Origin of the sequence: Celeribacter marinus (genome assembly GCF_001308265.1) — a bacterium.
GTDB classification, from domain to species: Bacteria; Pseudomonadota; Alphaproteobacteria; order Rhodobacterales; family Rhodobacteraceae; genus Celeribacter; species Celeribacter marinus.
The window spans coordinates 2390055-2407574 of record NZ_CP012023.1 but is presented as its reverse complement, the minus strand read 5'-3'; the positions used below and the strand labels follow the sequence as shown (position 1 = coordinate 2407574).

Below are 17520 nucleotides of genomic sequence, written 5' to 3'. Positions count from 1 at the left end.
CAATCTGATGTAGCAGGGGGCAACTTTTGACCACAGACGAGGCCCCCATGGTGTCCGATATCCATCTCGCGTTCGACCATCCTGAAGCCCGTGCGGCTGCGACATCGTCCGAGATGCCGCATGACCGGATTTCGCTGCGCGATCATATCGTTGAGGTTGATATCGGGGCGTTTCAATCGGAACGCGGAGTAACGCAACGTGTCTCGTTCAACATTGTTGTAGAGCTGACGCCGCTCACGGGGCCGATTGATGACGATGTGGACCGCATTTTGTCCTATGATCGGCTGACCGAGGCGATCCGTATCGAACTTGATGCCGAGCGGATGAACCTGTTGGAAACGCTCGCGGAGCGTATTGCGGATCGCATTTTGTCGGAACCGCGGGCATTTCGCGTCTTTGTGCGTGTTGAAAAGCTGGACCGTGGGTCTGGCGCGCTAGGTGTCGAGATCGTGCGGGCAGCGGGGCAGGCGGCAGACCGTGCCAGTCAAATGAGTGCGCCGACACCGCATCCTATCGTTCTGCATCTGAATGCTGCGGCGCTCGAGAGTGATCTTTTGTCGACATGGATCGACGCGTTGGAGGCGGACCCACGCCCCGTGATTGTGACGGTTGATCTGCCAACGGGGGCGTGGCCGAAATCCGCGACCACGTTGACACAGCGGCGTATTGATTTGTTGGCGATTGAGCAAAACGCATGGTGCCTTGCGGGTCGCGATGCGCGTTGTGTGGTGCGCGCCTCGCGCACCGAACTTGATTGGGCGATGAAGAATGGTCACATCTCGGTCTGGGCACCGTCGAAAATGGTTCTCGATGCCACGCATCGCCCAACGGGTGGACCGCTCGATTTGGTTGCGTGGATGGCGGCGGAGCTTTCGGCCTGTGAGGTCATCGTGATCGGTGACGCGGCGCAGTCAAAAGGGGCGCAGAGAACGCCATCGGTGCCCATGCGATCGGTGCCACTCGGTGCCCTTTCGGTTTTCTCCTGACATGAGTACGCTTTACTATCGCCCCCGCGTGCGAACCGATGTGCACCGTCCGGCGCAGGCCGTCACGCTTGCGGGGGGCTGGACGTGGTTTTCGCAGGTGGAGGTTTTATCGCGGACCGCTGCGCCCCGTATTGTCGATCTGGACGATGTGCCCGAGAGTGTGATGACCCGTTTGCGCGCGCCGCGCGGACGTGTTGCGGGGCTGAACCTCGCGCGACCAAACCTCATGGGTATTTTGAATGTAACCCCTGACAGTTTTTCCGATGGTGGCGTGTTTGCCAGTCCGCAAGACGCGATTGAGCACGCCTTGGGCATGGTCCATCAGGGGGCTGATATCCTTGATATTGGTGGCGAAAGTACGCGTCCGGGTGCGGCGTATGTCCTTCCTGCCGAAGAGATTGCGCGCACTGCACCTGTGATTGCGGCTATTCGCGGCGCAACACCGGTGCCGATCTCGATCGATACGCGCAAGGCGCAGGTGGCGCAACAAGCACTGGCGGCAGGGGCCAATCTGATCAACGATGTGTATGCGTTTACCCATGATGCCGATCTAGCGCGCGTGGCCGCACAGGCCGATGCGCCCGTGTGTTTGATGCATGCGCAGGGTGACCCAGAAGTGATGCAAAATGATCCGCACTACGACAATGTACTGTTGGATGTGTATGACTTTTTGGAGCAGCGGATCGCCGTGGCAGAGGCGGCAGGGATTGCGCGTGCGCGTATCCTTGTTGATCCGGGGATCGGGTTTGGCAAGACGGTGGCGCATAATCTGACGCTATTGAACCGCATTTCTTTGTTTCACAGTTTGGGGTGCGGCGTGTTGCTTGGCGCATCTCGAAAGCGGTTTATCGGAACACTATGTAACGTGCCCGAGGCCACGGACCGCGTTGTCGGTTCGGTTGCCGTGGCACTGGCGGCGGTGGCGCAAGGGGTGCAAATCTTGCGCGTTCACGACGTTGTACAAACAAAACAAGCGCTTGCCGTGTGGCAAGCCGTAGCGAGTGGGGACGACACAGGATGACAGATAAATTAACAGGGAAACGTAAGTTTTTTGGCACAGATGGCGTACGCGGGCGGGCCAATACCGCCCCGATGACGGCGGAAATGGCGTTGCGGTTGGGCGCGGCGGCCGGTCGGTATTTTCGGCGCAAAGATGCCAATCACGAACACCGCGTGATCATCGGTAAGGACACCCGCCTATCGGGCTACATGTTTGAGAATGCCCTCACGGCTGGCTTTACCTCGACGGGGATGAACGTGTTCTTGCTCGGTCCTGTTCCCACGCCCGCCGTTGGAATGCTCACCACATCCATGCGTGCCGATGTTGGTGTGATGATTTCCGCGTCACATAATCCGGCGGAAGACAACGGGATCAAATTTTTCGGCCCTGACGGGTTCAAGTTGTCCGATGAGGACGAGTTGGAAATCGAGCGGCTTTTGATTGAGGGTGTTGAGCCAGCACAGGCGCGCAATATCGGTCGCGCCACGCGCATTGACGATGGGCGGTTTCGCTACAACGAACGTGTGAAAGCCACCCTGCCGCGCGGCATGTCGTTCCAAGGGCTGAAGGTCGTTATTGACTGCGCAAATGGCGCGGCCTACCGCACAGCGCCCGAAGTGTTATGGGAACTTGGTGCGGAGGTCATCAAGGTGGGGACATCCCCCAATGGTATGAATATCAACGATAAATGTGGATCAACTTATGTAAAGACCGCAGCCGAGGCTGTTGTGGCGCATGGGGCGGATGTTGGTATTTGCCTTGATGGTGACGCCGACCGCGTGATGATCCTCGATGAGACGGGGGCCGTTGCGGACGGTGACCAGTTGATGGGGTTGTTGGCAAAACGGTGGTCCGATCTTGGGCGTTTGTCGGGTGGGGCATTGGTTGCAACTGTGATGTCCAATCTCGGCCTTGAGCGGTTTTTGGAAGGCGAGGGATTGCGCCTTGAGCGCACGGCCGTTGGCGACCGCTATGTGGTCGAGCGCATGCGCGAGGGTGGGTTCAATCTTGGCGGGGAACAATCCGGCCATATTGTCATGACGGATTATGCCACGACGGGGGACGGGCTTTTGGCAGGATTGCAGTTTCTCGCGGGCATGGTCGAGACGGGCAAAAAGGCGTCCGAGCTCACGAAAGTATTTGAACCTGTCCCACAGCTTTTGAAAAACGTGCGCTACGGCACGGGGCAAAAACCATTGGACAACGAGGGCGTGAAGGCCGCGATTGCGGACGCCGAGGCCAAGCTAAAGGGCAATGGACGGTTGTTGATCCGTAAGTCTGGCACCGAGCCACTTATTCGCGTTATGGCCGAGAGCATCAGCGAAGAGACGTTGAACGCGGCGGTCAATAGCGTGGTTGAGGCGGTTGAAAAAGCGACCCGCTAAAACGGCCTATGTTCGAAAAAGACATAAAAAGGCGGCCATATGCGCCGCCTTTTTATGTTTTGGTTCTGATTGTGTAGGTTGTGCGGTTACTGTCCGGCCACAAACGGGGCGTAGACGATCACCGAGGCGGCGCTCATCAACGTCCAGATCACGCCTAATGCGCGCGTGAACAGCCCTGAATTTCCTTTTGGTTTGGCCACCGCCACGGCGCGCGCGACCGCCAAAAGGTAGATGCCAAAAACCACAAATGACGCGCTGAGCAGCGGGCTAAAGACCGGCGCAAAAGAGGCAAGCGTTAAAAGCACGATCATAATCGGAAGGTAGATGAGCCCTGCAAGGTAGTTGCCCGCCCAAAAGGTATCACCCAAGCCCTCACGCCCTTTGAGAAGGCTGATCCAAAAGCCGCGCGTAAACATGCGTTGGCGTTCGGTTGCAATCTCGTCAAGGTTTTCGGGGGTCAGGTCGTCGGGGATATGATTGTCGGACATCGGGGCCTCGCTTTCGCGCGTATTTGCGCATGAAAAAGGGCGCCCCGCAAGGCGCCCGTTCCCAAATTTGGTGTGACAGATGCGCCTTAGTTGCGCTCTTTGTCGACCATTTTGCCTGCGGAAATCCACGGCATCATGCCGCGCAATTTTGCACCGGTTTCTTCGAGCAGGTGCTCGTCGTTTGCGCGACGCGATGCTTTGAGTGTTGGCTGGCCAACAGCGTTTTCAAGCATGAAGTCGCGGACGAATTTGCCGGACTGGATGTCTTCGAGAACGCGTTTCATCTCGGCTTTGGTGCGGTCATACGGAATGATGCGTGGGCCGGTCACGTACTGGCCATACTCCGCGGTGTTGGAGATGGAGTAGTCCATGTTCGCGATGCCGCCTTCGTAGATCAGGTCGACGATGAGTTTCACTTCGTGCAAGCACTCGAAGTAAGCCATTTCAGGGGCATAGCCAGCCTCAACAAGTGTCTCAAAACCACAACGGATGAGATCCACAACGCCGCCACACAAAACTGCCTGCTCACCAAAGAGGTCGGTTTCGCACTCTTCGCGGAAGTTGGTTTCAATGATGCCGGAGCGCCCGCCACCGATGGCGGAACAGTAGGACAAACCAACTTCGAGCGCCTTGCCGGACGCGTTGGTGTCTACGGCTACGAGGCACGGAACACCGCCCCCTTTGACGTATTCGCCGCGCACAGTGTGGCCTGGGCCTTTTGGTGCCATCATGATCACGTCAACGCCGGCTTTTGGCTCGATGAGGCCAAAGTGAACGTTCAGGCCGTGGGCGAATGCAATAGCTGCACCTGGCTTGATGTTGTCGTGGACATATTTTTTGTAGGTCTCGGCCTGAAGCTCGTCGGGCATGGTGAACATGATCACGTCACACCATGCGGCGGCTTCGGCGATGCCCATAACCGTGAGGCCTTCGGCTTCGCATTTCTTGGCGGACGCAGAGCCTTCGCGCAGAGCGACGACAACGTTTTTCGCGCCGGAATCACGCAGGTTGAGCGCGTGTGCGTGGCCTTGTGAGCCGTAGCCCAGAATGGCAACTTTGGCTTCTTTGATGAGATTTACATCGCAATCGCGATCATAATAAACGCGCATGGTGGGCGCTCCCTATAGATAGTGCGGACGCTGTGCGGCCACGGATTGATATTGGCGGTAATATGATGCAAGTCAGGCGTAATGGCGTTTCAAAAATTGACAATTTTGCCAAAAACTGCGCCTATTCATGCGTGCAATATTGGATATGTGATAAATTCATGCTTATAGATGATACGGATCGACGTGTTTTGCGCCAACTTCAGGCGGACCCTGATGCCCCTGCTGCCGAATTGGCCGAGCGGGCAGGGGTGACACCCGCAACCTATACACGGCGGTTGGCGGCGATGCGCAGTGCGGGGGTGATCCGTGCGATCCGTGACGAGATCAATTGGCACGCATTGGGCTATTCGGTTGAGGTGTCGCTCCGTTTCACGCTTGATAAAACCGAGCCGCGCGCGTTTGACGAATTTATAGCTGCGGCGCGCACCGTGCCTGAGGTGATTTCTATTGGCACCTTTTTGGGTCAGGTGGATGTCCGCCTATTAATCATCGCGCGTGATATGCCTGATTATCAACGGCTGTACCGCGACCATATTCTGACTTTACCGCATATCTCCGACATTGAGGCGTTGATGCATGTGGCGCAGGTCAAAGATCGTCAGGCGGTGCCGTTGTGATTGTTATGGATGATATCGACCGTGTTTTGGCGCGGGCTTTATGTGAGGATGCAACGCGTTCGGCGGGGGCGCTTGGCCGTGATCTGGGGTTGAGCCAACCGGCAACGTGGCGGCGGATCAAACGTTTGCGCGATGCGGGGTTGTTCGGGGCGCGCCGCGTTGATCTCGATCTGGAAAAGGTGGGGTTTAGTGTGACCGTATTTTTGGGGATCAAATTGGCCACCAAGGGGCGTGTCTCCCTAGAGGATTTCGAGCGCGCTGTGGCCGCGATCCCAGAGGTGCAAACGGTGCAGCACGTGCTGGGTGTGTATGATTATCGCCTACGTGTGGTCGCCACCGATCTGCCGGATTTCGAACGGGTTTTGCGGCGGCGTATCATGACGCTGCCCGGTGTGGGCAATGTCGAGGCGAACGTGTTGTTGTCAGAGGAGCGCCGCGCGGGGCCTCTCTAATCATCAGTTTTTATTTGATTTTACGGCGTTGTCGGGAAGGTTGGCATATCCCGTGATCATCGGCTTGATCAGGTTCTCGCCCTTGCGTTTCTTGTACCAAAAGATCGCGCCGATGTGGCCGAGCACCATGATTAGCAACACGGCTGAGAGCGGCTCATGCAGTGAGAGCGCTTTGCGCGCGACCTCGATTGAGACGTACTGTGCCAATGGTCCGGTGTTGATGTAATCCTCTGGATCGGCAAGCAGGCCTGAGGTGATTTGTAGGGCCAATACGATCAAAACACCGACGACAAAAACCGCGCCCACGGCGTTGTGTCCGTAGCTGTGCGATGGTGATTGGGTCGGGAGGGTGCGCGCGTAGGCCACGATCTGTTTTGGCCCTTTGACAAAGTGTGCAAACCGCGCGGTACGATATCCGACAAATCCCCAAATGACCCGCAAAGTAACGAGGCCCGCAAGCGTGTATCCACTGTAAAAGTGGAGCGTCATAATGTTCGGCCCGAACTTTCCCAAAGCCCATGAGGTCGCGAACGCGATCACGAGAGACCAGTGGAGAACCCGCACAACGGGATCCCACACGTAGGTTTTTTTCAGAGGTTCGGACATCATGACGCTCCTGATCGCTACGGATTAAAAATCTTTGGCGCGGTAGTCATCGTGGCAGGCTTTGCAGGTGCCGCCAAGTTTGCCAACGGCGGGTTGCAAGGCCTCAAGGCCTCCACCCGCGACCTCGTTCAGCTCAACCACTGCTTGGTAGAACGCCATCCCTTTTTCTTTGAACCCGTCCATGTCCGCCCAAATATCTGCCTTGGCGCGGGTTTCTCCCAATAGGTCGTCATTGGATGTATTGGGGGCGAATAGGTCGGCGGTGGTGTAGCCGGTCAGGGTCATGATGTCTTTTGCGGCGGCGGAGGCGGCATCGGCATCATAGTCGATTTTGCCCTGTGCCATGCCGCCAAGGGTGGCCATTTCAAAGCCGACGAGCGTGTAGAATGCGCGGCGGGCCTTGGCCACGTCAGAGGCGGATTGGGCAAAGGCACCCGTGGCGGCGGTTGCGGCGATGATGGTCGTGAGTAGGAGGTGTCGCATGTGTAAAATGTCCTTTTGGGTTTGAACTCGTAAGCGTGTGGATGTGCGCGCGTTACATCGACTATGAGGATTATATTGTGCGAACTGAATGTGACAAACCATCCCTTCGTGTGTGCGGATGGCGGAATTTGCGGTCAATTTCTCGTGAATGCCCAAGTGACGGGCAGGCGTGAGCCGCTCACATGCAAAAAGGGGCATCCGATGAGATGCCCCTTGTAGACGTGATGACAGTCAGGTCAGGCAAATTTGATCTGGATTTTGATGTCCGTTGGCCGCGCCTCGACAGCGCGGTCAAAGGCCTCAATTGACTGCTCAAATGCGTAAGTTTTCGAGATCAGAGGCTTAAGGTCAACCTTGCCTGATGCGATCAATTCCACAGCGCGGTCAAAGATATTGGCATAGCGAAATACCGTTTCCATCCGGAGCTCTTTGGCCATGGCCCCAACCAGATCAAAGTCGAATTTATCGACAGGAAGACCGACAAAAACGACCGCGCCGCCGGGGCGTGCGGCATCAAACAAGGTGGGATAAACGGACGGATGGCCCGCGCATTCGAACACGACATCAGCGCCCCAATTCCCCGTAGCTTCATGGACTTGCTCCGCGGCTGATCGGGTTGGGTCCAGCGGAATAATTCCGTCATATTGTCCCGCTGTTTCAAGCTTTTGTGCGACAACGTCATGGATTAGAACCCGCGCGCATCCCCCCGCAAGGGCGGCCAATGCGGTCATCACGCCAATCGACCCCGCACCAATGACAACCGCCACATCTCCGGGGGTGATCTTGGCTTTTGCGGCGGCTTGCATACCGATTGCGAAAGGTTCCACCATCGCGCCCTCTTCGAAGCTGACGTGATCAGGAAGTTTAAATGTAAAAGCGGCAGGATGCACCACCGAGGGGATCAGGCAGCCGTGAACGGGCGGGGTGGCCCAGAACCTGACATCGGGATCGACGTTGTAAATTCCAAGCTTGGAGGCGCGGCTGGTGAGGTTGGGAATGCCTGGCTCCATGCACACGCGATCCCCTACGGTGAGGTGGGCGACATTGGCCCCCACGGCCGTTACCGTTCCCGCCGCTTCGTGTCCCAAAACCATGGGGGCGTTTACTACAAACGGGCCAATCCGCCCGTGGGTGTAAAAATGCACGTCCGACCCACAGACACCCACGGTGTTGATCGCGATTTGCACATCATCTGGCCCCATCTCATGGCCAATGTCGATGTCGCGAATAGCGAGTTTGCCTTTTTCTTCGAGTACAACGGCGCGTTGTTGAGTCATGATTTATCTCCCAGAATGCGTGTCACCATCTCCGTGGTATCACGGGACAATCCGCGTGTGGAGAGCATTTGTTCAAGCTGTGAGCAAATGCTCGCTTGGCGTGACGTGTCATAGCGGCGCCATGTCTCAAAGGCACCTGACATGCGCGCGGCGGTTTGCGGGTTCAATTTATCTAGTGCGATCAACTGCTTGGCCAAAAGCACATAGGCGGCCCCACTCTCGTGGTGGAACCCTGCGTGGTTGGCGGTCAGCGCGCCAAAGACCGCGCGGAAGCGATTCGGGTTTTTCATCGTAAATGCAGGGTGATGTGTCAGACCTTCAGCCACGCTCGCCGCATCGGCAGGGCTGGCAAAGGCCACTTGCATCATGAACCATTTGTCCATCACAAGGCGGTCGTTTTGCCATTGCGTTTCAAAGGCTTGCAACTCATCCGTGCCAAGGCCTGCGGCCAGAAGCGCCTGAAGACTGCCCGCTTGTTCCGTCATGTTGTCTGCGCGCGCAAACAGGTTTCGCGCGGCGGTTCCACCGTCCAAAAGGGTGAGGAGCGAGAGGATAGAGAGGCGCAAGGACCGCTTTCCCGACCCATCGGCATCGGGGACGAAAACGGGTGTTTCATGGCGCGAAAAAAGGGTCGGCATCTCGTCGGATAGATGTCGGGCAAGCGTATGGCGCAGCGCCTCGCGCGCGTCATAGATTTTCTGCGGATCAGGGGTGTGACCCGTATCGACAAGCGTTTGCGCCAAGTCGTCTTGTGAGGGCAGGCCCAACACCAACGCGCGGAACGCAGGGTCAAGGGTGTCGTCAGTCACCACCGTTTTGATTGCATCAAGGTAGTCGGTGGCGGGGGTGGCCCCCGTGGTGATCATGGCCACAAGCGTATCACGCGATAGCATCCGCCCCATTTCCCATTTCTGGAACGGGTCGGTGTCATGGGCAAGCAGGAACGCGCGGGTGGCTGCGTCCATGTCGCGATCCAAAATCACAGGCGCGGAGAAATCGCGCAGGATCGACGCTATGGGACGTGCGCCCACACCGTCAAAGGTGAAACTTTGCGTGGCCTCGGTCAGCTCCAATACAGTTGTTGGCACCACCTCGTCGCCATTGGGACCGATGAGGCCCACGGCGATGGGCATGTGTTGCGGGCCTTTGTTGGTCTGCCCGGGGGTGTCGGGGGTCGATTGGGTGAAGGTCAGCGTAAATGTACCGTCCTCCCACGCCTCGGAAACACTTAAACGCGGTGTGCCCGCTTGGGCGTACCAATGTGCGAAATGAGCAAGATCACGCCCCGTGGCGTCCTCGAACGCCTTGAGCCAATCCTCGATTGTGACGGCCTGACCATCGTGGCGTTCAAAGTAGAGATCACAGCCCTTGCGGTAGGCGTCATCTCCGACCAGACGGCGCAGCATCCCGATGATTTCCGCGCCTTTTTCATAGACGGTGGCGGTGTAGAAATTGTTGATCTCGACAAAGCTTTCGGGGCGCACGGGGTGCGCCAACGGGCCGTTGTCCTCGCGGAACTGACGTGCGCGCAGGGTCAAGACTTCTTCAATCCTTTTAACAGGGTGGCTGCGCATATCGCCCGAGAACATCTGATCACGGTAGACCGTTAGCCCTTCTTTGAGGCACAGCTGGAACCAGTCGCGACAGGTGATGCGGTTGCCTGTCCAGTTGTGGAAATACTCATGGGCGATGATGCCCTCGATGCGTTCAAAATTCGCATCGGTCGAGGTGGCTTGCGAGGCGAGGACACAGGACGAATTGAAAATGTTCAGCCCCTTGTTTTCCATCGCGCCCATGTTGAAGTCGTCAACAGCGACAATGTTGAAAATGTCCAAGTCGTATTCACGGCCATACACCTGTTCATCCCATGTCATCGAGTCCTTGAGCGCCTGCATCCCAAAGGCGCATTTGTCCTCGTCGCCACGGCGCACATAGATGTTCAATTCAACCTCTTTGCCCGACATGGTGGTGAAGGATCCCGCGTGGTTGAGCAGGTCGCCCGCGACAAGCGCAAAGAGATAGGCGGGTTTGGGCCACGGGTCGTGCCACTCGGCCCATCCTGCGCCCATGGCCACGGGGTTGCCGTTGGACAGCATCACGGGCATGTCGCTTTCGACGCGCACGGTAAAGGTGGCCATGACATCGGGGCGGTCGGGGTAATAGGTGATTTTGCGAAACCCCTCGGCCTCGCATTGGGTGCAATACATGCCGCTCGACATATACAGCCCCTCAAGGGCGGTATTGTCCTCGGGCGCGATTTCGACCTCAGCCTCAAACACGAACGGCTTTTGCGGCAGGTCGGCGGCGGCAATGCGCAGCTCCGTGTCGGTGATCTGCATGTTGACGATGGCCGCGTCGACGGTGGCGGTGATGAGGGTCAGTCCCTCGCCATTTAAAACCAGATCGCCACGGTTGTTGTCATTGGGTGTAAAGGTGATGCGCGACAGCACGCGCGTGGTCTTTGGCGCGAGGCGAAACGTGAGATGGACGTCACGCACCCAGTGGTGCGGCTCGGTGTAGTCCTTGAGGTAGATCGTTTCGGATGCTGCGGCTGTCATGGGGAACCTTTCGTGGGTGCGTGCGAGGTGCAAACGTTAGTGCGCGGTGCGCGCGGGTTCAACACGATCTCGCATGTGGGGCGGATGAATAATGCAGACGTGATGTGAGTGATTTTCAGGCGCGCGCTGGGATGTCGCTACGTTTTTGCGTGCGCGATGCCCCCACTTGCACAAATGCCTCTTTTCCTCGCCGCCCAAGTCATTAGGGTCAAGGTGTCAAAGGAGGCTTTTATGGCGCGACCGGTTGTTGGAATCATTGGGAATACGGACCTGCTGCACGGTGATTATCCGGCCTACACGGGGGGGCGGATGAATGCGGAGGCGGTGGCGGAGGTGTCGGGCTGTATGCCGTTGTTGATCCCTGCGCATCCCAATTTCGTGTCGGTCGATGAGCTAATGGCGAGTTGTGACGGGTTCTTGTTCACGGGCGGTCGGCCCAATGTGCATCCCGAGGAATATGGTGAGACAGAGACTGAGGCGCACGGTGCATTTGATCGGTGCCGTGATGCGGTGACCTTGCCCCTGATCCGCGCGTGCGTCGAGGCGGGCCAGCCGTTTTTGGGGATTTGTCGCGGGTTCCAAGAGGTGAACGTGGCGATGGGCGGAACGCTCTATCCCGAGATTCGCGACCTACCGGGGCGGATGAATCACCGTATGCCGCCTGACGGGACGGTGGACGAGAAATTTGCGCTGCGCCACCTTGTGCATTTGACGCCGGACGGTGTGTTTGCCCGACTACTGGGGGCGCACGAGGTGATGACCAATACTCTGCACGGGCAGGGGATCAAACACGCGGGGGCGCGGATCGTCATCGACGGGCATGCCCCCGATGGCACGCCCGAGGCGATTTATGTTGACGGGGCCAAGGGGTTCACATTGTCGGTGCAGTGGCATCCCGAGTTTCGCGCGGGCGAAGATCCGGTATCGCGGCCCTTGTTCGAGGCCTTCGGGTCAGCGGTACGGGCATTTGCGGCGCAGCGCAACCGTCAGGTCGAACCTGCCTAAAGCAGTTTGAACATGCGAAAATTATCGATGCCAACGCCGTCGCGAATGACAGTTTGGCGGGCATCCGTTACCCAACCTTGTTTGGTGAAAAAGCGGCGTGCGAGGTGTGAGGCCTCTGTGGTCATACCTGTGAGGCCTGCGGCGCGGGCGGTATATTCGCACATCTCATAGAGTGCGGTTGCCGTGCCTTTGCCCATCTCCTCCAACGCCACATATGCAAAGTCGATGTGGCCATCCGCGCCCATCGTGAAAAACCCCACGATCCGGTCGTGTTTGGTCGCGCAAATTGCGAATCCTTGTGTGAGGTGGGCGGGCCAGTCATCGCCGGCGCGTGGCGCATCGGGGGCCCAGGCCTCTTGTTGGTCGATGGTGTAAAACGCGCCTGTGCCGCCGCGCACCGTGCGGTAGAACAGCGCGTAACAGGCGTCCGCGTCAGCTGTGGTCAATGGGCGCAGTTTCATATCTGTGTCCTAGCGTCTTGGCGCGCGGACGCCTAGAGTGGTGTGATGGAAAAACATCGTACACTGACCCTTGATTATCCGCCCGTTTGGCTCGTCGCATTCATGGTTTTGGCCTATGTGACGGGAGATGTGATCGAGCCGTTAGCGCGAACATCGTTGGTGTTGGCGCTATCATTTGGATTCATCGGGATCGGTGTCGCATTAATGTGTGTGGCCGCATTTACGATGTGGCGCCATAAAACAACGGTCATTCCGCATCGTTATCCGGCGCGCCTTGTGACGCATGGCGTCTTTATGCATTCGCGCAATCCAATTTACCTCGGAGATGCCTTTACACTTGTTGGGTTTTCCTTACTTTACGGCAGCACAATTGGGCTGCTCTCGGTCCCCGTCTTTATGACGGTGATCTGGTGGCGGTTCATTCGCAAAGAAGAACAAAAACTCAAAGACTCGTTCGCACAAGACTACGAGATTTGGGCAAAGAAAACGCGCCGTTGGATATGACGTCTTGTCGCGGAACGGTGATTGAGTGCGCAATAATGTTGCGCAGTGACTGTGTTTTTATGTAACGAGACGATCAGACTAACGCATTGGACCGGGGAAAAGGACTAGCACGTGAAATTCGGTGTTCCTAAGGAAGTGTTCGAGGGGGAAGCGCGAGTCGCGTTGACGCCCGATAGCGCTAAGCAAATTCAAAAGCTTGGCTACGATATTGTTGTGGAAACTGGCGCGGGTCAACGCGCGGGGTTTTCTGACGCGGATTACAAAGAGGCAGGTGTTGAGGTCGTAAAGACCGCCGCCGCACTTTGGAAGGCCAGCGACATCGTCGCCAAGGTCCGTCAGCCGGATGCGACCGAGCTTAAACGCTTGCGCAAAGAGCAGACGCTGATTTCCTTCTTTAACCCTGCGGGGAACGAGACGGGCATGGAGGCGGCCCAGAAATCGGGCGCCAACGTGATCGCGATGGAAATGGTGCCGCGCATTTCGCGTGCCCAAAAGATGGATGCCCTGTCATCCATGGCCAACATTGCGGGCTACCGCGCTGTGATCGAGGCGGGCAATAACTTTGGCCGGTTCTTTACTGGTCAGATTACGGCCGCGGGCAAAGTGCCCCCTGCCAAAGTGCTCGTTGTGGGCGCCGGCGTTGCGGGTCTTGCCGCGATCGGGACATCGACGTCTCTTGGTGCGATCACCTATGCATTCGACGTACGCCCCGAAGTGGCCGAGCAGGTCGAGAGCATGGGCGCGCAGTTCGTCTACCTCGATTTCGAAGAGGAACAACAAGATGGTGCGGCCACGGGCGGTTACGCTTCTGTGTCTAGCCCAGAGTTCCGCGCAGCCCAACTTGCCAAGTTCCTCGAACTGGCCCCCGAGGTGGATATTGTTATCACCACGGCGCTGATCCCCAACCGCGAAGCCCCCGAGCTTTGGACCGAGGATATGGTGAAGGCCATGAAACCCGGCTCCGTTGTTGTGGATCTTGCGGCGGAAAAGGGCGGCAACTGTAAGCTGACCGTGATGGACGAGAAAATCGTGACCGACAATGGCGTGACCATTGTGGGCTACACCGATTTCCCGTCTCGCATGGCGACACAGGCGTCGATGCTCTATTCGACCAACATCCGTCACATGATGACCGACCTGACCCCAGACAAAGACGGCCAGATCAACCATAACATGGAAGATGACGTGATCCGTGGGGCGACTGTGACCCATGAGGGCGAGATTACATTCCCGCCACCGCCACCCAAAGTGGCCGCGATTGCAGCCAAGCCCAAAGAGGTCGCGCCGGTGCTCACGGCCGAGGAAAAACGCGCCGCTGAAGTGGCTGCATTCAAGGCACAGACCAAACAGCAAGTGACACTGATTGCCGTTGGGGCCGCGCTTTTGCTGTCTGTCGGTCTTGTGGCACCTGCGTCGTTCATGCAGCACTTTATCGTGTTTGTGTTGTCGGTGTTTATCGGGTTCCAAGTGATTTGGAACGTGTCGCATTCGCTGCACACGCCCCTGATGGCTGTGACCAACGCAATCTCGTCGATCATCATTTTGGGTGCATTGATGCAGATTGGGTCTAGCTCGTTCCTTGTGATCTTGCTCGCCGCCTTGTCGGTGTTCATGGCAGGGATCAACATTTTCGGCGGTTTCCTCGTCACACGGCGCATGCTTGCCATGTTCCAGAAATCGTAAGGAGTTCAGGACAATGGAATTCGGATTTACAACAGCGGCCTATGTGGTCGCAGCCGTCCTCTTCATCCTCTCCTTGGGGGGCTTGTCGGGACAAGAAAGCGCAAAACGCGCTGTATGGTACGGTATTGTCGGCATGGCGTTGGCCGTGTTCGCAACCATCATCGGACCGGGTGCGGGGCTTTGGTTCCTGTCGCTCGTCTTGATCGCGGGCGGCGGTGCTATCGGCTATATGGTCGCCACACGCGTCCAGATGACTGAAATGCCGCAACTCGTGGCCGCCATGCACTCGCTCGTCGGTTTGGCGGCGGTGTTCGTCGGCTTTATCGCGCATTTCGAGATGGGCAACGTGGCGCGCCTTATCGCCTCTGCGCCTGCGGGTCTCACCGAGGCGGGGTTCCAATCGTGGATGCACGATCAGCACCTTGGCACCTTTGCCGCACTCATCGCGCACAAGGCTCCTGTCGAGCTGAACATCTTGCGGGTTGAATTGTTCCTCGGCATTTTTATCGGTGCGGTGACGTTCACAGGCTCGGTGGTGGCGTATGGCAAATTGGCGGGCAAGCTGTCCTCCAACGCGGCAAAGCTTCCCGGTGGTCATATGCTCAACGCGGGCGCGGCTGCGCTCTCCGTCCTCACATTGCTGTGGTACGTGAACTCCGGCGGGTTCTTCCCGTTGTTCGTGATGACATTGGCCGCGCTGTTTATCGGCTATCACCTCATCATGGGGATCGGCGGCGCGGATATGCCCGTTGTTGTGTCCATGCTCAACTCCTACTCGGGGTGGGCAGCGGCCGCGATCGGCTTCTCGCTCGGCAACGATCTCTTGATCGTGGTTGGCGCGCTTGTCGGCTCGTCTGGTGCGATCTTGTCGTACATCATGTGTAAGGCGATGAACCGCTCTTTCGTGTCGGTGATCTTGGGCGGCTTTGGCGGCACCACGGGTCCACAGATGGAAGTCGAGGGCGAGCAAATCGCAATCGACGCCGATGGTGTGGCCTCTGCTTTGAATGAAGCGGATAGTGTCATCATCGTTCCGGGCTACGGCATGGCCGTGGCACAAGCACAGGCGGCAGTGTCCGAGTTGACAAACAAGCTGCGCGGCAAGGGTAAGAATGTGCGGTTTGCCATTCACCCCGTTGCGGGGCGTTTGCCCGGTCACATGAACGTGCTGCTCGCAGAGGCCAAAGTGCCCTACGACATCGTGATGGAAATGGACGAGATCAACGAGGACTTCCCTGATACGGATGTGGTCATCGTGATCGGCTCCAACGACATCGTGAACCCTGCGGCGCAAGAGGATCCAAACTCCCCAATCGCGGGCATGCCCGTGTTGGAAGTCTGGAAAGCGAAACAGGTGTTCGTGTCCAAACGTGGTCAAGGAACAGGGTATTCGGGTATCGAGAACCCGTTGTTCTACAAAGACAACACCCGCATGTTCTACGGCGATGCCAAAGACAGCATCAACGCGTTGTTGCCCAAAATCGACTAAGCGACACATATGTGAACAGATAAAGAGGGCGTCCCGTTTGGGGCGCCCTTTTGTGTGGGAGTGCATTGTTACAGCCGCCTGACACCCATGTGAGGCAGCGTCAGGGAAACGTTGGATGACAGCGCGCGCGCCCTGAGCCACATTGAGCACATGGATATTTTACTCGCATATGGCGCGGGATTGCTGACGCTGATTAACCCCTGCGTTTTGCCGATCTTGCCAATCGTTTTGGCCACGTCTTTACAGGCAGGGCGCATTGGGCCTGTGGTTTTAGCGGCGGGGATGAGCGTATCGTTCGTGGGGTTTGGTCTGTTTGTGACCACCATCGGCTACTCGATTGGACTTGATCAGGACAGATTGAGCCAAATCGGCGCGGGCCTCATGGTGGTGTTTGGTCTCATTTTGTTGGTGCCGCGTTTGTCGGCGTTGTTCACCCGCGCCACATCATCGTTCGCCGCCCGCGCCGATGCCCGCATCGATAGCGTTGATCGCTCCGATCCTGTTATGGGTCAGTTCTTTGCGGGGGTGTTGCTTGGCATAGTGTGGAGCCCCTGTATCGGGCCGACCCTTGGCGGAGCCATCGCCCTTGCGTCCCAAGGCGAGGGGCTAGGCCAAGCCACGTTGATAATGGTTGGCTTTGCGATGGGTGTGTCGACACTCATTCTCGGACTGTCCTATGGCGCACGTTCCGCGCTTCAACGCCGTCAAGCGCTGATGCGCCGTCTGGCCGAAAAATCCCGTCCGATTCTTGGCGCGGTGTTCCTCGCTGTGGGTCTGATGATCTTGTTCAAAATCCATCACATCATTGAGGCATGGGCGGTTCAAACCCTGCCTGCATGGCTGATTGATCTCTCTGTCTCGCTTTAATTCCCGAAAGGAAACGCACATGAAACGCCGTGACTTTATCCTGACTGCCGCCGCCACATTGACCCTCGCACCATTGGCTTCCATCGCTGCGCCGATGGAATTCACACCGGGTTTGGTGGCCAAAGAACTCGCTGCGGGCAAGACTGTTTTCCTTGATTTCAAGGCGTCTTGGTGTTCGACCTGTGCCGCCCAAGGACGTGTGATTGACAAGTTAAAGGCCGAAAATCCTGCCTATGAGCAAAACATATCCTTTGTGAATGTCGATTGGGACGATTACGGGCGTCATGCATTCACCAAAGGTTTGAACATCCCGCGCCGCTCCACTTTGGTGGTTTTGAAGGGTGATCAGGAGCTTGGCCGTATCGTCGCACAAACGAAAACCGACGAGATTAAGGCGCTGATGGACACCGCATTGAATGCCGCGGGGATGTAAGGGCGCGGTCTGTCAGGTTGTGACGTTTCTGCCAGTATACGATTGTATTCCCTCAAGGCGTTGAAATCACGTCCAATTCGGGCTTTGTGATCCGAGGACGGGCCTCTATGGTGGCGA

Annotated in this window: 18 protein-coding genes; 11 read left to right on the top strand and 7 right to left on the bottom strand. The window is 57.4% G+C overall.

Annotated features, from left to right (window positions below):
- Positions 1 to 47 precede the first annotated feature (47 nt).
- From IMCC12053_RS12040 to glmM, 3 genes are read left to right on the top strand one after another with little or no spacing between them, the layout of a single operon-like run.
- Entirely contained in the window at positions 48 to 986 is a 939-nt protein-coding gene (locus tag IMCC12053_RS12040; RefSeq protein ID WP_062221289.1) for a dihydroneopterin aldolase, read from the top strand.
- Between the two features lies 1 nt (position 987).
- Positions 988 to 2007, top strand: coding sequence for a dihydropteroate synthase (gene folP / locus IMCC12053_RS12035; protein WP_062219381.1), 1020 nt, complete (start codon positions 988 to 990; stop codon positions 2005 to 2007).
- On the top strand, positions 2004 to 3371 hold the full coding sequence (gene glmM / locus IMCC12053_RS12030; protein WP_062219379.1) for a phosphoglucosamine mutase: 1368 nt from the start codon (positions 2004 to 2006) through the stop codon (positions 3369 to 3371). The genes folP and glmM overlap by 4 nt, the downstream gene beginning before the upstream one ends.
- Positions 3372 to 3457: 86 nt before the next feature.
- Here the strand turns inward: glmM and IMCC12053_RS12025 are convergent, their stop codons facing one another.
- Entirely contained in the window at positions 3458 to 3859 is a 402-nt protein-coding gene (locus IMCC12053_RS12025; RefSeq protein WP_062219377.1) for a hypothetical protein, read from the bottom strand.
- An 86-nt stretch (positions 3860 to 3945) separates the two neighbouring features.
- A complete protein-coding gene (gene ilvC, locus IMCC12053_RS12020; RefSeq protein ID WP_062219375.1) occupies positions 3946 to 4968 on the bottom strand; it encodes a ketol-acid reductoisomerase in 1023 nt (340 codons plus the stop codon).
- Positions 4969 to 5126: 158 nt separating this feature from the next.
- Between ilvC and IMCC12053_RS12015 the strand changes: the two genes are divergently transcribed.
- Complete coding sequence (locus tag IMCC12053_RS12015; protein ID WP_062221286.1) at positions 5127 to 5585, top strand: Lrp/AsnC family transcriptional regulator; 459 nt, start codon at positions 5127 to 5129, stop codon at positions 5583 to 5585.
- Between the two features lie 5 nt (positions 5586 to 5590).
- A complete protein-coding gene (locus IMCC12053_RS12010; RefSeq protein WP_082389144.1) occupies positions 5591 to 6037 on the top strand; it encodes an Lrp/AsnC family transcriptional regulator in 447 nt (148 codons plus the stop codon).
- Positions 6038 to 6040: 3 nt separating this feature from the next.
- Here IMCC12053_RS12010 and IMCC12053_RS12005 read toward each other — a convergent pair whose 3' ends face one another.
- From IMCC12053_RS12005 to pepN, 4 genes are all read right to left on the bottom strand, one after another.
- Positions 6041 to 6643 carry a cytochrome b/b6 domain-containing protein gene (locus tag IMCC12053_RS12005; RefSeq protein WP_062219371.1) on the bottom strand — a complete coding sequence of 201 codons (603 nt, stop codon included), beginning with the start codon at positions 6641 to 6643 and terminating at the stop codon, positions 6041 to 6043.
- 24 nt (positions 6644 to 6667) lie between these two features.
- Positions 6668 to 7126, bottom strand: coding sequence for a c-type cytochrome (locus tag IMCC12053_RS12000; RefSeq protein WP_062221283.1), 459 nt, complete (start codon positions 7124 to 7126; stop codon positions 6668 to 6670).
- Positions 7127 to 7362: 236 nt separating this feature from the next.
- Positions 7363 to 8403 (bottom strand): NAD(P)-dependent alcohol dehydrogenase, encoded by a 1041-nt coding sequence (locus IMCC12053_RS11995; RefSeq protein ID WP_062219369.1) that lies wholly within the window; start codon positions 8401 to 8403, stop codon positions 7363 to 7365.
- Complete coding sequence (gene pepN, locus IMCC12053_RS11990) at positions 8400 to 10961, bottom strand: aminopeptidase N (protein WP_062219367.1); 2562 nt, start codon at positions 10959 to 10961, stop codon at positions 8400 to 8402. The genes IMCC12053_RS11995 and pepN overlap by 4 nt, the downstream gene beginning before the upstream one ends.
- A 231-nt stretch (positions 10962 to 11192) precedes the next feature.
- On the opposite strand from pepN, the gene IMCC12053_RS11985 reads away from it, so the two are divergent.
- Complete coding sequence (locus IMCC12053_RS11985) at positions 11193 to 11966, top strand: gamma-glutamyl-gamma-aminobutyrate hydrolase family protein (protein ID WP_062219365.1); 774 nt, start codon at positions 11193 to 11195, stop codon at positions 11964 to 11966.
- Here the strand turns inward: IMCC12053_RS11985 and IMCC12053_RS11980 are convergent.
- Positions 11963 to 12427 (bottom strand): GNAT family N-acetyltransferase, encoded by a 465-nt coding sequence (locus IMCC12053_RS11980; protein ID WP_062219363.1) that lies wholly within the window; start codon positions 12425 to 12427, stop codon positions 11963 to 11965. The genes IMCC12053_RS11985 and IMCC12053_RS11980 overlap by 4 nt on opposite strands.
- 45 nt (positions 12428 to 12472) lie before the next feature.
- Here IMCC12053_RS11980 and IMCC12053_RS11975 point away from each other — a divergent pair, with 45 nt between their 5' ends.
- The 5 genes from IMCC12053_RS11975 (at position 12473) to IMCC12053_RS11955 (ending at position 17403) form a co-directional block, all read left to right on the top strand.
- Positions 12473 to 12931, top strand: a complete 459-nt coding sequence (locus tag IMCC12053_RS11975; protein WP_062219358.1) for a methyltransferase family protein — start codon at positions 12473 to 12475, stop codon at positions 12929 to 12931.
- A gap of 111 nt (positions 12932 to 13042) precedes the next feature.
- Positions 13043 to 14614, top strand: coding sequence for a Re/Si-specific NAD(P)(+) transhydrogenase subunit alpha (locus tag IMCC12053_RS11970; RefSeq protein ID WP_062219356.1), 1572 nt, complete (start codon positions 13043 to 13045; stop codon positions 14612 to 14614).
- Positions 14615 to 14627: 13 nt separating this feature from the next.
- Positions 14628 to 16103, top strand: a complete 1476-nt coding sequence (locus tag IMCC12053_RS11965) for an NAD(P)(+) transhydrogenase (Re/Si-specific) subunit beta (RefSeq protein ID WP_062219354.1) — start codon at positions 14628 to 14630, stop codon at positions 16101 to 16103.
- A gap of 150 nt (positions 16104 to 16253) precedes the next feature.
- Positions 16254 to 16970, top strand: coding sequence for a cytochrome c biogenesis CcdA family protein (locus IMCC12053_RS11960; RefSeq protein ID WP_062219352.1), 717 nt, complete (start codon positions 16254 to 16256; stop codon positions 16968 to 16970).
- Positions 16971 to 16989: 19 nt separating this feature from the next.
- Positions 16990 to 17403 carry a thioredoxin family protein gene (locus IMCC12053_RS11955; RefSeq protein WP_062219350.1) on the top strand — a complete coding sequence of 138 codons (414 nt, stop codon included), beginning with the start codon at positions 16990 to 16992 and terminating at the stop codon, positions 17401 to 17403.
- Positions 17404 to 17520: the final 117 nt, after the last annotated feature.

Excerpts from the sequence above, each read along its gene's own strand:
- pepN (WP_062219367.1), bottom strand. The coding sequence starts at position 10,961 with ATGACAGCCGCAGCATCCGAAACGATCTACCTCAAGGACTACACCGAG.
- IMCC12053_RS12010 (WP_082389144.1), top strand. The coding sequence starts at position 5,591 with ATGGATGATATCGACCGTGTTTTGGCGCGGGCTTTATGTGAGGATGCA.
- IMCC12053_RS11955 (WP_062219350.1), top strand. The coding sequence starts at position 16,990 with ATGAAACGCCGTGACTTTATCCTGACTGCCGCCGCCACATTGACCCTC.
- IMCC12053_RS12005 (WP_062219371.1), bottom strand. The coding sequence starts at position 6,643 with ATGTCCGAACCTCTGAAAAAAACCTACGTGTGGGATCCCGTTGTGCGG.
- IMCC12053_RS12015 (WP_062221286.1), top strand. The coding sequence starts at position 5,127 with ATGCTTATAGATGATACGGATCGACGTGTTTTGCGCCAACTTCAGGCG.
- IMCC12053_RS11995 (WP_062219369.1), bottom strand. The coding sequence starts at position 8,403 with ATGACTCAACAACGCGCCGTTGTACTCGAAGAAAAAGGCAAACTCGCT.
- IMCC12053_RS11985 (WP_062219365.1), top strand. The coding sequence starts at position 11,193 with ATGGCGCGACCGGTTGTTGGAATCATTGGGAATACGGACCTGCTGCAC.
- glmM (WP_062219379.1), top strand. The coding sequence starts at position 2,004 with ATGACAGATAAATTAACAGGGAAACGTAAGTTTTTTGGCACAGATGGC.
- IMCC12053_RS12040 (WP_062221289.1), top strand. The coding sequence starts at position 48 with ATGGTGTCCGATATCCATCTCGCGTTCGACCATCCTGAAGCCCGTGCG.
- IMCC12053_RS12000 (WP_062221283.1), bottom strand. The coding sequence starts at position 7,126 with ATGCGACACCTCCTACTCACGACCATCATCGCCGCAACCGCCGCCACG.
- IMCC12053_RS11965 (WP_062219354.1), top strand. The coding sequence starts at position 14,628 with ATGGAATTCGGATTTACAACAGCGGCCTATGTGGTCGCAGCCGTCCTC.
- IMCC12053_RS11975 (WP_062219358.1), top strand. The coding sequence starts at position 12,473 with ATGGAAAAACATCGTACACTGACCCTTGATTATCCGCCCGTTTGGCTC.
- folP (WP_062219381.1), top strand. The coding sequence starts at position 988 with ATGAGTACGCTTTACTATCGCCCCCGCGTGCGAACCGATGTGCACCGT.
- IMCC12053_RS11980 (WP_062219363.1), bottom strand. The coding sequence starts at position 12,427 with ATGAAACTGCGCCCATTGACCACAGCTGACGCGGACGCCTGTTACGCG.
- ilvC (WP_062219375.1), bottom strand. The coding sequence starts at position 4,968 with ATGCGCGTTTATTATGATCGCGATTGCGATGTAAATCTCATCAAAGAA.
- IMCC12053_RS12025 (WP_062219377.1), bottom strand. The coding sequence starts at position 3,859 with ATGTCCGACAATCATATCCCCGACGACCTGACCCCCGAAAACCTTGAC.
- IMCC12053_RS11960 (WP_062219352.1), top strand. The coding sequence starts at position 16,254 with ATGGATATTTTACTCGCATATGGCGCGGGATTGCTGACGCTGATTAAC.